7 protein-coding genes are annotated in these 14,582 nt (G+C 60.9%); all 7 read right to left on the bottom strand.

All coding sequences use genetic code 11. The features are described from left to right. Positions 1-139 precede the first annotated feature (139 nt). Positions 140-1,603, bottom strand: coding sequence for an efflux transporter outer membrane subunit (locus KBY02_RS07445; protein WP_225650098.1), 1,464 nt, complete (start codon positions 1,601-1,603; stop codon positions 140-142). Then, positions 1,600-4,707 (bottom strand): efflux RND transporter permease subunit, encoded by a 3,108-nt coding sequence (locus KBY02_RS07450; RefSeq protein ID WP_032653542.1) that lies wholly within the window; start codon positions 4,705-4,707, stop codon positions 1,600-1,602. The genes KBY02_RS07445 and KBY02_RS07450 overlap by 4 nt, the downstream gene beginning before the upstream one ends. Continuing rightward, on the bottom strand, positions 4,704-7,814 hold the full coding sequence (locus tag KBY02_RS07455; RefSeq protein ID WP_225650099.1) for an MdtB/MuxB family multidrug efflux RND transporter permease subunit: 3,111 nt from the start codon (positions 7,812-7,814) through the stop codon (positions 4,704-4,706). The genes KBY02_RS07450 and KBY02_RS07455 overlap by 4 nt, the downstream gene beginning before the upstream one ends. Then, on the bottom strand, positions 7,811-9,115 hold the full coding sequence (locus KBY02_RS07460; RefSeq protein ID WP_011267712.1) for an MdtA/MuxA family multidrug efflux RND transporter periplasmic adaptor subunit: 1,305 nt from the start codon (positions 9,113-9,115) through the stop codon (positions 7,811-7,813). The genes KBY02_RS07455 and KBY02_RS07460 overlap by 4 nt, the downstream gene beginning before the upstream one ends. A gap of 153 nt (positions 9,116-9,268) precedes the next feature. Continuing rightward, positions 9,269-9,769 carry a thiol peroxidase gene (tpx, locus tag KBY02_RS07465; protein ID WP_003402767.1) on the bottom strand — a complete coding sequence of 167 codons (501 nt, stop codon included), beginning with the start codon at positions 9,767-9,769 and terminating at the stop codon, positions 9,269-9,271. Positions 9,770-9,859: 90 nt separating this feature from the next. Continuing rightward, entirely contained in the window at positions 9,860-10,777 is a 918-nt protein-coding gene (locus tag KBY02_RS07470; protein ID WP_058822164.1) for a LysR family transcriptional regulator, read from the bottom strand. 119 nt (positions 10,778-10,896) lie between these two features. Then, a complete protein-coding gene (locus tag KBY02_RS07475) occupies positions 10,897-14,577 on the bottom strand; it encodes a translocation/assembly module TamB domain-containing protein (protein ID WP_225650102.1) in 3,681 nt (1,226 codons plus the stop codon). Positions 14,578-14,582 lie beyond the last annotated feature (5 nt).

A 14,582-nucleotide genomic window follows, 5' to 3' on the forward strand; every position in this document is an offset into this window, starting at 1 on the left:
ATGCCGATCTTGTGCGGGTGATTGTACGCATTAGCGGCCGAATGTCGCGGCACTTGGTCGCAAAGCTGGCTAATAGCTATTATTTTTTCGTTTACTGCGAACAGTTCCACTGAAAATCTGCGTTCTGAACCCGAAATACTTATTCCCGGAGCGTCAAACCTGTCTCGGCATCCCAGCCCCCGCCCAGTGCGGCGATCAATTGAACGCTGGCAATCAACCGGCTTTGCAGCACGCTGAGCACACTGCGTTCGTTGCTCAAGGCAGTCGCCTGCACATTGACGACGTCCAGATAGCCGATCAGCCCGGCCTTGTATTGATTGTTGGTCAGGCGCAGTGAATCACGAGCCGAGACCAGCGCTTCCTGGCGCACCGCAGCCTCCTGCTCGTATACCTTGAGCTGAACCAGATAGTTCTCGACCTCCTGAAAACCGTTCAGCACGGTCTGCCGGTACTGGGCAACAGTCTGGTCATACACGGCCTCGGTACGATCAACCTCGGCCGAGCGCCTGCCGCCGTCGAACAGGGTCAGCGCCAGCTGCGGGCCTACCGACCAAAAGCGGTTGGGCAGGCTGATCCAGTTGGCAAAGGTACTGCTGCTGTATCCGCCGCTCATGCTCAGCGTGAAGTCCGGGTAGTAAGCGGCCCTGGCGACGCCGATGTTGGCATTGGCGCCCATCACCGAGCGCTCGGCTGCGGCAATGTCAGGTCGGCGTTCTAGCAGCTGCGAAGGCAGGCCTGGCGGGATCTGCGGCAACTGCGGAATCGAGGTGCTGGCGGGCAGATTGAAGTCTGCCGGTGCCATGCCCATCAGTACCGCGATGGCATTCTCGAATTGCGCACGCTGCCAGGCCAGATCAATCAGATCGGCCTGGGTGCTTTTCAACTGCGTCTGCGCCTGCGCGACAGCATCACTTCCGGAGATACCGGCCCGGTACTGGTTCTGCGTCAGCGTCAGGGAGCGCTGATAGGCATCCACTGTGGATTCGAGCAGGCGTTTTTGTTCATCGATCACGCGCAATTGCAGGTAATTCTGTACCAGCTCCGATTGCAGACTCAGGCGCATCGCGGCCAGGTCGGCAAGACTTGCCTGAGCATTGGCGGTGTCCGCCTCCAGCCCGCGCCGCAGCTTGCCCCAGACATCGGCCTCCCAACTGACGCCCAGTTGCGCGTTGTAACTGTTGCGAATCCCCGAGGCACTCGTGCCGCTATTCGACGTGCCTGTGCCCTGCCCCGAGCGGGTTTTGCCGGTTGTCAGGTCAAGCGTAGGCAGGAATGCAGCCCTGGAGCTGCGCACCAGTGTCTGTGCCTGTCGATACTGCGCATCGTACTGGGCGACGGTCTGGTTGGACGTGTTCAGGCGCTCGACCAGAGCGTTCAGTTGCGGGTCGTTGTACACCTCCCACCACGCACCTTTGGCCATCCCGTCACTCGGCGTCGCCGTACGCCAGCCCTGCGCAGCCTTGAACTGCGCGGGTGCGGCCATAGACGGCTTCTGGTAATCCGGACCCACAGCGCAGGCGCTGAGCAGCACCACACAAAGCCCCAGCGCGAATGGACGAATCAGCCCTGTCGGGCGGGAGGTGAATGCCAGGCGTTCGGTCATAGCGGAGTTTCCAGAGCAGCATCGGTGCGCACGCCACGCCATTTGTTGTAACGATGGCGCAGACGGTCGAGATAAAGGTAAACCACCGGAGTGGTATAGAGGGTCAGGACCTGGCTGAAGATCAGGCCGCCGATGATGGTCAAGCCCAGCGGCTTGCGCATTTCAGCGCCTTCGGCGGTGCTCAGCAGCAGCGGCAAAGCCCCCAGGATGGCGGCCATCGTGGTCATCAGAATGGGCCGCAGACGCTGCAGGCAGGCACTGCGGATCGACTCTTGCGGCGTCATTCCCTGTTCGCGTTCCAGATGCAAGGCAAGGTCGATCATCATGATCGCGTTTTTCTTGACCACGCCGATCAGCAGGAACAGCCCCAACAGGGAGATCAGACTGAATTCGCTGCCCAGCACATAGATCGTCAGCAATGCGCCAACCCCTGCGGACGGAAGCGTCGAAAGGATCGTCAGCGGATGAATGTAGCTTTCGTAGAGGATCCCCAGCACCAGGTACACCGCCAGCAACGCACCGAGGATCATCCACGGCTGACTCTTCTGCGTCGAGGCGAAGGCATTGGCGGTCCCGGCCATTTTGGAAATGATGTCGGACGGCAGCCCGATGGCGGCAATCGCCCGCTCTATCGCCACGGTGGCCTTGTCGAGACTGGCCCCTTCGGCCAGATCGAAGGAAATGTTTTCAGCGGCGAACTGGCCGTCGTGCGATACCCGGTCGTTGGCCAGACTGCGCTCGTAATGGGCGATACTCGACAGCGGTACGCGCTGCCCGTCTGCGGTAATCACCTGGACCTGCTCCAGCGTCACCGGGTCCTGGGCGTATTTTGGATTGACCTCCATCACCACCTTGTACTGGTTGAGGCTGTCATAGATGGTCGATACCTGGCGCTGGCTGTAAGCGTTGTTGAGCACCGCCGTGACCATGTTCATATCGATACCCAGCCGCTTGGCCGTGTCACGGTTGACCACCAGGGTCACCTGCTGTGCTCCGCGCCCTTCCCGTGCGTCGATGGCGGTCAGCTCGGGTATCGACTTGAGCGCTGCGACGATCTTCGGGTACCACAGACGCAGGCTGCCCAGGTCAGCGCTCTGCACGATGTATTGATACTGCGAACTGGTCTGCTCGCGACCGCCGCCCAGTTGCAGGTCCTGATCCGGTGCCAGGAACAGCCTGCCGCCCGGCACATGCGGCATGTTCTTGCGCAGGCGCTCGACCACTTTCTCGGCAGACAGCTTGCGCTCGGCAATCGGCTTGAGGCGCACGATCATGAAAGCGTTATTGGTGCCACCGCTGCCACCGATAAAACCGGCAACGCTTTCCACCGCAGGGTCAGCGAGAATCGACAGGCGGAAGGTCTCCATTTTCGGCTGCATGACCGAAAACGAAAGGCCATCGTCACCGCGCACGAAACCCATCAGTTGCCCGGTATCCTGTTGCGGCAGAAAGGTCTTGGGTACCACCACATACAGCGCGATATTGACCACCACGGTGATCAGCAGGCTGAGCAGCGTCAGCCTTCGATGCCGCATCACCCAGCCCAGCGAGCGGTCGTAGCCTGCCACCATTCGATCGTTGACCCGCTCGCTCCAGCGCTGAAAGGCGTTTTCCCCATGGGCTTCGCGTGGCTTCAACCAGCGCGCGCACAACATTGGCGTCAGGGTCAGGGACACGATCAGCGAGACGATGATCGACACTGACAAGGTAATGGAAAACTCGCGAAACAGACTTTCGACCAGACCGCCCATGAACAGGATGGAAATGAACACCGCGACCAGCGAGACGTTCATCGACAGCAAGGTGAACCCGACCTCCTTGGCGCCCAGAAAAGCCGCTTTCATGGGGTCAAGGCCGTTGTGAATATGCCGGGATATGTTTTCCAGCACGACGATGGCGTCGTCCACCACCAGACCGGTGGCGAGGATCAACGCCATCAGTGACAGGTTGTTCAGCGAGAAGCCGAACAGGTGCATGATCGCAAAGGTGCCGACCAGCGATACCGGAACCGCCAGGGTGGGGATCAGCGAGGCGCGAAAACTGCCGAGGAACAGGAACACCACCATCACCACCAGCACCACGGCAATCAGCAGGGTCATTTCGGCTTCGTGCAGCGTCGCCTTGATCACCGGAGAGCGGTCCATCGCGATATTGAGGCTGACACTGGCCGGCAGCACCGCTCGCAACGCTGGCAACTGCGCCTTGATCTGCGCCACGGTTTCAATGATGTTGGCGCCCGCCTGGCGGTTGACGACCAGCAGCACGGCACGGTCATTGTTGTAGAAGCCGCTGTTGTAACGGTCCTCCACGGCGTCGCTGACTTTCGCCACGTCCTTGAGGCGCAAGGTCGCTCCGTCCTTGTAGCGAATGATCAGCGGCGCATAATCCTTGGCGGTTTCCAGCTGATCGTTGGCCTGCACCTGCCAGTTATGCTGGTCGTCCTCCACAAACCCCTTCGGTCGCCTTACGTTGGCGCCGGTGATCGCAGTCCGCACGTCGTCGAGCGATACGCCGTACTGGGAGAGCATCTGCGGCTCCAGCTCGATACGCACAGCAGGCAGCGAGCTGCCGCCGATCTGCACTTCGCCGACCCCGGAAACCTGTGACAGGCTCTGCGACAGGATGGTGGACGCCAGGTCGTAAAGCTGGCCCTTTTCCAGCACTGTCGACGTCATCGACAACACCATGATCGGCGCCTGCGACGGGTTGACCTTCTTGTAGGTCGGCATGCTGCGCATCCCGCTGGGCAGCAGGTTGCGTGAGGCATTGATCGCCGCCTGCACTTCCCGGGCAGCGCCGTTGATGTCGCGATCCAGATCGAACTGCAGAATGATCCGTGTGGTGCCCTGGCTTGAATTGCTGGTCATGGTGTTGACACCGGCAATACTGCCCAGCGAACGCTCCAGCGGCGTGGCCACCGTGGACGCCATCACCTCAGGGCTGGCGCCGGCGAGGCTGGCCGAAACCACAATCACCGGGAAGTCCATGTTCGGCAACGGTGCCACCGGCAACAGGCGAAAGCTCACCGCGCCCAGCAGCATGATCGCCAGGCTCAGCAGAACGGTCGCGACGGGGCGGCGGATGAACGGCGCTGAGAGGTTCATGCGTCAGCCCGTTCCTGTCGGTCCGGGTCGGCAGGCTTGCGACTCCAGCGACGGCCAAGGCGGTCGAAATACAGGTAGATGACCGGAGTGGTGAACAGTGTCAGGACCTGGCTGAGCAACAGCCCGCCGACCATCACCAGCCCCAGTGGTTGCCGCAATTCGGCGCCGGAGCCACTGGCGAGCATCAGCGGGATGGCGCCGAACAGCGCTGCCAGGGTGGTCATGAGAATCGGCCGGAAGCGCAACAGCGCCGCGTCGTAGATCGCCTTTTCAGGCGCAACACCGCGGTTGCGCTCCGCGTCGAGCGCGAAGTCGATCATCATGATCGCGTTCTTCTTGACGATGCCGATCAACAGAATGATGCCGATGATCGCAATCATCCCCAGATCGTTGCCGCTGATCAGCAGGGCCAACAAGGCCCCCACTGCGGCCGACGGCAGGGTCGAGAGGATGGTGATCGGGTGAATGTAGCTCTCGTAGAGCACGCCCAGCACGATGTACATGGTGACCACTGCCGCCAGAATCAGCAGCAAAGTGCTGGACAACGAAGCCTGAAACGCTTCGGCCGCGCCCTGAAACTGCGTCTGCACGCCAATCGGCATGCCGATCTCCTGCTCGACCTCCTCGATCACCTTCACCGCCTTGCCCAAGGCGATATCGGGTGCCAGGTTGAACGACATCATCACTGCAGGAAACTGCCCGAGGTGAGCGATGGCCAGCTGCGCCTGGCGCTGCTCGACACGTGCCAGGCTCGACAGCTTCACCTGTGCGCCATCGGTGGTCTTGACGTGGATCTGCTCGAGCGCCGCCGGGCCGAGCTCACTGCCCGACGCAGCCTGCAGCACCACGCGGTACTGACTGGCCTGCGTATAGATGGTGGATATCTGGCGCTGACCGAATGCGTCGTACAGCGCATCGGTAATGTTCGCAACCGTGACCCCGACCCGGCTGGCCGCATCACGATCGATGTTCAGGTACACCTGCAAACCTTTGTCCTGCAGGTCGCTGGCCACATCCCTCAGTTCGGGCCGCTTGCCGAGCGCGTCTACCAGTTTTTCGCTCCACAACGTCAGCAGTTCGGCGTCGGGCGACGACATGCTGAATTGATACTGGGTGCGACTGACCCGGTCTTCGATGGTCAGATCCTGCACCGGCTGCATGAACAGACGGATATCCGACAGTTTGTCGACCTCTGGCTGCAGGCGCTGGATCACCTCGGACGCAGTCAGGTCGCGCGCTCCGTGAGGCTTGAGGTTGATCAGCAGACGCCCGCTGTTGAGCGTGGCATTGTCACCGTCGACACCGATGTAGGACGACAGACTGACCACTGCCGGGTCCTTGAGAATGATGTCGGCCAGTGCCTGCTGACGCTGGCTCATCGCCGCGAAAGAGACCGACTGTGGCGCTTCCGAAATACCCTGGATCACCCCGGTATCCTGCACCGGGAAAAAGCCTTTGGGCACGACGATGTACAGCAGCACCGTCAATGCCAGGGTGGCCAAAGCGACCAGCAGGGTCAGTGGCTGATGCTTGAGCACCCAGCGCAGCCTGCCCGCGTAGATGTCGATCAGCCAGTCGATCCAGGCACCACTGGCGCGGTAAAAGCGGCTCTGCTCTTCTTCCCTGGGCTCGCGCTTGAGCAAGCGTGCGCACATCATCGGCGTCAGGGTCAGCGAGACCACCAGCGATATCAATATCGCGACCGCCAGGGTAATCGCGAACTCGCGGAACAGCCGCCCTACCACGTCGGCCATGAACAACAGCGGGATCAATACCGCAATCAGTGACAGGGTCAGGGAGATCAGGGTGAAACCGATCTGCTTCGCGCCCTTGAGCGCGGCCTGCAAGGGCGTCTCGCCTTCTTCGATATGCCGGGAGATGTTTTCCAGCATGACGATGGCGTCATCGACGACGAAACCTGTGGCAATGGTCATGGCCATCAGCGTCAGGTTGTTGACCGAGAAACCGGCCAGGTACATCACGCCGAACGTGCCTACCAGCGACAGCGGAACGGCGATCGAAGGAATGATCGTCGCGCTGAAACGACGCAGGAACAGGAACGTGACCAGCACCACCAGGATGATCGCGATCAGCAATTCGTGCTGAACATCGGTCACCGACGCGCGGATCGTCTGCGTGCGGTCCGTCAGGACCACGACGTCGAGCCCCGCCGGAAGGTTTTCGGTGATCGACGGCAGCAACGCCTTGATCCGGTCGACCACCTCGATCACGTTGGCGCCCGGCTGGCGCTGAATATTCAGCAGCACCGCCTGGCTCCGATTGGCCCAGGCCGCGAGCCGCTCGTTTTCGGCACCATTGACGATTTCGGCGACATCCTTCAGGCGCAAGGGTGCGCCATCCTTGTAAGCCAGAATCAGGTTGGCGTACTCCTCCGGAGACTTCAGCTGATCGTTGGCATCGAGCATCGACACCCGGGTCGGCCCGTCGAAGTTGCCCTTCGGCTGGTTGACGTTGGAGGCGCTGATCAGAGTACGCACATCGGACAGGTTGAGGCTGTTGGCGGCGAGCGCCTCCGGATTGACCTTGATCCGTACCGCCTGACGCTGCCCGCCGGCAATGCTGACCATGCCGACACCGCTGATCTGCGAGATCTTCTGCGCCATACGCGTATCGACCAGATCATTGAGCTTGGGCAACAACATGGTTTTCGAAGTGATCGCCAGGGTCAGAACCGGAGTATCGGCCGGGTTGACCTTGTTGTAGACCGGAGGCGCTGGCAGGTCAGTTGGCAGCAGGTTGGTGGCCGCGTTGATCGCTGCCTGCACCTGCTGCTCGGCGACATCCATATTGATTTCAAGGCTGAAGCGCAAGGTAATGACCGACGCACCGCCAGAGCTGGTCGAGGCCATCTGTGTCAGGCCGGGCATCTGTCCGAATTGACGTTCCAGCGGCGCAGTCACGGAACTGGTCATCACCTGCGGGCTGGCACCCGGGTACAGGGTCATCACCCGGATGGTCGGGTAGTCGACCTGGGGCAACGCCGAAACCGGTAGCAAGGTATAGGCGATCAGACCCGCCAGGACGATTGCCAACATGCTCAGTGTGGTGGCAACCGGACGCAGGATGAACAGGCGCGACATGTTCATACGTTTGGTTTTTCCACCTTGCCGAGCGCCGCCGACTTGTCGGTCTTGCTGTCAGGCTTGCCTTGCAGCTTCTGAGCCGGGCCAGCCGGGACTTCCTTGCTGTCGTTGACGACTTCGACTTCGGCACCGTCGCGCAGACGGTCGGTGCCTTCGAGCACCACCCGCTCGCCGGCTGCCAGACCTTCGGTAATCACCGTGGATGTCTCGTCGCTCGGGCCGGTCTTCAGCAGTTTGAGCTTGACCTTCTTGTCACCGTCCAGCACGTAGACAAAGGTCCCGTCGGTGCCAAACTGCACGGCAGCCGTCGGCACCAGCGTGACTTTTTTCAGCGTGTCGGCGCGCAGCCGTATATTGACGAACTGATTGGGAAACAGGACCTCGTCGCTGTTATCGAAACGCGCCTTGAACTTCAGTGTGCCGGTGGCCACGTCGATCTGGTTGTCGAGGCTGGCCAGTACGCCGGTGGCCTGCATCTTCGTATCGCCACGGTCCCAGGCTTCGACCGGCAGCTTGTCGCCGGTGCGGTAGCGGGAAATAACTTTCGACAGGTCCTTTTCAGGCAGCGTGAATGCGACGGAAATAGGCTGGGTCTGGGTAATCACCGCCAGTGCCGTGGTGTCATTGGCGGCAACCAGATTACCCACGTCCAGCTGTTTGAGGCCGACACGCCCGGCAATCGGGGCACGAATGCGACTGAAGTCCAGGTTGAGTTTTGCGTCAGCCACGGCAGCCTGATTGGTCTTGATCGTGCCCTTGTATTGGTTGACCAGCGACTCGGCAGTGTCGAGGGTCTGCTTGGCGATGCTGTCCTCGGCAAACAAGCCTCGGTAACGCTGCACGTCGAGCTGAGCGTTCTTGAGCAGCGCCTGGTTGGTGGCCAGCGTACCTTCGGCCTGCTGCAACGCCACTTGATAGCTGCGCGGATCGATTTCAGCCAGCAGATCACCCGCCTTGACCATCTGCCCTTCCTGGAAATAAAGCTTGACCAGCTCCCCCGCCACGCGGCTGCGCACATTGATGGTGTTCATCGCCGTCACGGTGCCAAGTGCCTTGTAGTAGATCGGAAAATCACCTTCGGTAGCCGGGGCCACACGCACCGGGACCGCCACAGCCGATCCGCCGAAGCCGGGCCTTGCCATGCCGCTTGTAGCGGGCTTCTTGTTGCTCTCGGCCCCCTTGCCGGAAGTGGACGCAGGCCAGAACCACCAGCACAAGGCGACGATGACCAACAGGACCAGCAAACTGATCAACCAGCGACGGGATTTACGGGAGCCAGACGATTGCATGAATAAATCAACCATTACAGGTGGGGGTTTGTTCAGAAGGCTGAACAATAAGCACAGTTACGTTACAAGCAAAGCGCCTTTACCAAGCGCTTACTTTGGATAAACGTATGAAGCACAAACAAAAAAAACGGCCTGAGCGGACTCAGGCCGTCTATAGGTTGCGGAAAGTTACTTCAGCACAGCCAATGCAGCGTCGTAGTTGGGCTCACTACCGATCTCGGCGACCAGTTCGCTGTGCAGCACCTTGTCGTTCTCGTCCAGAACAACCACGGCGCGCGCAGTCAGACCCGCGAGCGGGCCGTCGGCAACGGCAACACCATAATTGCGGGCAAAATCGGCACTGCGGAACGAGGACAGGTTCTGGACATTCTCCAGGCCTTCGGAGCCGCAGAAACGCGCCTGGGCAAACGGCAGGTCGGCCGAGATGCACAGAACCACGGCGTTGCTCAGGTCATTGGCCTGAGTGTTGAATTTGCGTACCGAAGTGGCACAGGTCGGCGTATCGACGCTCGGGAAGATGTTCAATACCTTGCGCTTACCGGCGAAGGAAGCCAGGGTCTTATCGGCAAGACCTGCGCCCACCAGCGTGAAATCGTGTGCCTTGCTACCGACTTCAGGCAGGTTGCCACTGACCTGAACGGGGCTGCCTTTGAGGGTCACTTGAGCCATGAAACACGTTCCTTTTCAAAATGGATGAAAGAGCCGGAAGTTAAACACGAAAGTGTGCCGCGGCCTATATGGGATAATTCTGAATTTTTTTCAGGAAACCAGTCTGTCCCTGATATCTGTGTGGGCACACAATTCCACCAGCCAATCAACGAATACCCTGACCCGTCGTGACAACTGTCGATGCGGGGGGTAAAGCGCGGTCAGTGGCAGCGGCGGCGGACGATGCAATCGCAATACTTCCACCAGCACACCGCTGCGCAATTGCGCGGCGACATGGTAGCGCGGCACCTGAATCAGGCCGAAACCGGCTTCGCACGCTGCGACATAACCGTCGGCACTGTTGACAGCGATCGAGCAGGCCGATGCGTGTTCGACGTCCATACCATCGGCCATGAACTCGAGCCCATAACGCTTGCCGGTGCTGGTCGAAAAATATTCGATTACCTGATGTTGCGCGAGCGCCTGCAGGTCTAGTGGCGTGCCGTGTTGCGCCAGGTACTCGCGACTGGCGCAGGTAATCTGGGTCAGACTGCCCAGCGGCCTGGCAACCAGTGTTTCATCCAGTGCCGCTCCGGCACGCAACACGCAGTCCACGCCTTCGCGGATCAGATCGACCGGCCTGTCACTCATGCCGATCTCCAGGCGGATCTGCGGGTAGCGTCGGCTGAATTCAGGCAGCGCCGGGATGATGATCATGCGCCCCAGACTGACCGGCAGATCGACACGCAACAGCCCCTTGGGCTCGGCCCCCGTCGCCGAGAACGACGCTTCGGCATCGTCCAGATCGGCCAGCAGGCTGACGCAGCGCTGGTAATAGGCCTTGCCGTCCGGGGTGGCGCTGACCTGCCGCGTCGTACGCTGCAAAAGCTGTACGCCCAGATGCGCTTCGAGCTGCTTGATCAGAACCGTCACCGAGGCACGGGGCATGTGCAGACTCTCGGCCGCCCTGGCGAAACCGCCCAGCTCGACGATACGGGTGAACACGCGCATGGCGTTGAATCGATCCATGATGGCCGGCAACCTGAAGGTAGATGACATGTGAGGGAACTTGCAGTTGCAAGAAAGACGCCCGGGAAAGGCCAGACGGCTGGGTGCAGAGCCGTACTTTTAACGCCACCGGCCCTTGCCTAGAAGTCCCTTTTATAGAAAATATCCAGCGAGCTGGCAACACCGCTCGCGGCCTCCAGGTACACGCGCTTGCTGAGCAGATAGCGCAAGGCGATGGTATTGGCCGGTTCAAACACGCCCACGCCATAACGCAGGCTGAGCTTGTCGGTGATCTTGCCGCTGGCAACCACATTGGTCTTGTCGCCGGTTCCCGAGGTGTCCAGTTCGAAGTCCTTGATCCCCAGATTGTCGGCGAGCTTGCCAGTGGTCGACGAGCTACCTGCCACACCCAATGCCAGCGCAGCCTGAGCGACCATGTTGTTGTCTTCGCCGGAAGTGCTGAGCGGTCTGCCCATGACCAGATAGGAAAGCGCCTGCTCCTGGCTCATCGCAGGTTCGGAGAACACCTCGGTGGTAGGCTGCTCGGCGCTGCCGGTCAGGCGAATACCGGCAATCACGTCGTCGGTCTGCCGAATCGCCTCGATGTCCAGATAAGGCTGGTCGACCGGACCGGCAAACAGCAGACGCGCCTTGCGGATGGTCAGCCGCTGCCCGTAGGCGCGATACCGACCATCGTTCAGGTTCAGTTCGCCACGGGTGTCCAGATTGTCACCGATGTGCACATGCCCGACCAGATTGGCGGTCAGCCCGAAGCCACTGAAGCTGAGCTTTTCCTGGCCGACGTCCACATCGATATCCATCGCCACCGCGAGCGGCGGAGCGCCCTCCTCGGTCTGCTGTCCGACGATCACCGTGTCACCGGAGAGCTTTACGGTGGAAGGCGGCAACTCGCGTACGGTAATCGCGCCCTTGGGCACCAGCACCTTGCCGGAGATGGCCAGTCGCTCGCCCTGCATGGAGATTTTCAGGTCAGGCGCCGCCTCTACCGCCGCATAGGGTTCGACAGTGATCGGCAGGCGCGAGCCCTTGAGGCTCACATCGACGTTCAGGCTCTGCCCCCAGGCCACCTGACCGCCTATGCTGCCCTGCCCGGTGCTGCCACTTTTCCAGCCGCCATCGAGCTGTACGCTTGCTCCGGCAATCAACGCCTGGACCTTGAGGTCGTGCAGTTCCATGGGCAGCTCTGCCCCCGCCACCTCACCCCCTTCAAGCGTCACGTTGCCGTTGACCAGCGGCGCCAGCAACGTGCCTGACAACCGGCCATTGCCATTCAGACGCCCATTGAGTCTCTGCACCATTGGCGCGAAAGGACGTGCCACCGAGATATCCAGCCCCGAGAGGTTGAAGTCACCTGCCAGGGTTTTGTCCTTGGCCAGCGGGTCGATCTGCGCGTTGAGCAGCAGCCTTCCCAGCTTGCCGCCATCGAAGTCCAGACGCGTGTCGATGCGTTTGGGCGCCAGCGTGGTGACCAGTTTCAGCGTCTGATAAGGGAAGTCCAGCCACTGATTGTTGTTGCGTACCCGCAGCGTTCCGCCTCCGGCGTCAATCGTGACCTTGCCGCTGGGGCCGGCTGCCGGAATGTCGAGCTGCACGTCTGCATTCAGCGCGCCCTTCCAGGCAAAATCCTTGGGCATCCATTGCGCGAGGCTGTCCAGCGGGAAATTCTTGAGTTGATAACGCAGATGGGGTTCAGGCATCAGCCGCTGATCACCGCCACACAGGCTGGCAGCTCCGGACAACCAACAATGCGCACCGAAGTTGAGCCGGCCATCGGCCAGACGCTCGATCTTCGCTGGCTGCTGCAAACGCCAGTTCTGCCCGCCGCTCTGCACCGTACCGCTGGCCAGTCGGCCTCGCCAATCACCCTTGTCCAGACCACCGTCAAGGCCGATGGCCAGTTTGAGCAGAGGTCCTTGCAGGTCCAGCTTCACCTGCTGGCTCTTGAGCGTGCCCTGACCGTCCACCAGCAAGGTGCCCAACTGGGTATCGCCAGCCTGAATACCGGTGCCTTTCAGGTTGATGACCGCGCGTTGCGCCTGATCCAGTCTGGCGTTGAGCGTGAGGGTTTGCAGACGATTGTCCTGCAAGGCGAGCTGGCTGCCCTGCAAGGCCAGTTGTCCCTGGGGTGCCTGCAGCGTTCCGGCCAGGTCCAGCCGGCCTTTGACCTGCCCCTGCAAACGTGGCCAAAGCTGGGCCAGACGCGGCAGATCCAGGTCCAACTGCCCCTTGAGACGCTCCTGCAGACTACCCATTCCTTGAATACGGTTGTCCCCGAGGCGGATGTTCAGACTGCTGACATTCCATTGCTGATCACGGCCGTCAGCCTTGGCTTGCAGCAGCGCAGGCTGACCACGCAGGCGCCCTTTCAAATCAAGGTCGGCGCTGAGTTCAAGCTGCTCGTTGCGCATCTGACCTTTGCTGCGTAACGGGCCTGCCAGTGTGCCGGGCAGTTCGGCAACCCAGAATGAAGGGTCCAGCGCACTCAGGTCCAGAGCCGTATCCCAGCCGATACCGTCAGCGAACTGCAGGTTCAGGAAACCGCTGGCCTTGCCCTGCCCGGCGACCAGTTCCAGCTGCGGCAGATGAATCTCCTGCAGATTGCCGCTGAACGGGCTGACCAGTGTGAACGCACCGGCAGGCCCCTTGAGGCTGGCGTTGAAATTGCCGAGGTAATTGCCATCGGTATAGGAAATATCGCCCTTGAAGGCATGCAATGCCACCTGAGGCTCTGAAGCCAGTGGATACAGGCGCTGCCAGGGGAAATCCAGCCAGTCGATGCTTGCATCCGCAGAAAAACCGCTCTGCCAGTTCATCTTGCCGTTGATGGCCAGACGCTGCTGATCATCGGCGGCCAGATCGAGTCCGGCGATGGTTGCGCCGTTGGCATCCACGCTTCCTTTCAATGACAACGCAACAGGGCCTTTCTCTGCGGGCAGGCTGGCACTGCCATCTATCAAATAGCCAGAGTCAAGATTGCCCTGGGCCGTCAGCAGCAACTGGTCCAGTTGCAAGGTGTCAGGCAATGCAGCGCTGGGTTTGAAGTGTTCGGCAGTCAGTCTGATGCGTGCCGGAAGGTGTTCGGCCAGGGGTTGCAACTCGCCAGTCAGCAATCCCGGCAGATAACCGCTGCTGTCCGCCTTGAGCTGCAGCGTCTTCAGCAGGTCGCCCTGGATGTCCAGAGCCAGCGTCCAGGGCTGGCCATCCTGTGGCGGAAGTTGCAGTTGACCTTGCACGCTGAGAGGCCAGTCGACCTCGGGTTTCAGCAGGCCATTGAGGTCCAGCACCAGCGCATCACGTTGCAGGTGCGCGCTGTCGATCTTCAAGCCTTCGGCGGTCCAGTGCGCTGCCAGCTTGAGATCGCGCAATTGTTCGACGCCATCCAGTTGCAGACCGCCCAGCTGTATATCACCCAGTTGCAGCGCCAGCGGTAACCTGAGCGTCGGTAACTGGATCGGGCCGTCGCTGGCGGGCGTATCGCTCGGCGGGAAATGCATCAGCACCTGCTGCGCATGCAGACGGTCGATGCACAGCGTCATCTTCAACAGGCAGGCCGGCGTCCAGGCGAAATCGACCGTTTGGACCTCGACGCGGTCTGCGCCCTGCTGCCATATCAGACGCTCGGCGCTCCACTGGCCGCCCAGTCGCCCCTGAAAGTTTTCCAGCTGTACACCGGGCACCCGAGCCAAAGCCCACTGGCTGCCCGTATGGGTGCCCAGCAGCAGCGCGACACTGATGATCACTAGCAGCAGTAATGCGACGAGTCCCAGCCCGACGACCTTGGCGCCGCGGGTGATATTCACCTTGT

Origin of the sequence: Pseudomonas sp. P129 (assembly GCF_020312195.1) — a bacterium.
GTDB lineage: Bacteria > Pseudomonadota > Gammaproteobacteria > Pseudomonadales > Pseudomonadaceae > Aquipseudomonas > Aquipseudomonas fragariae.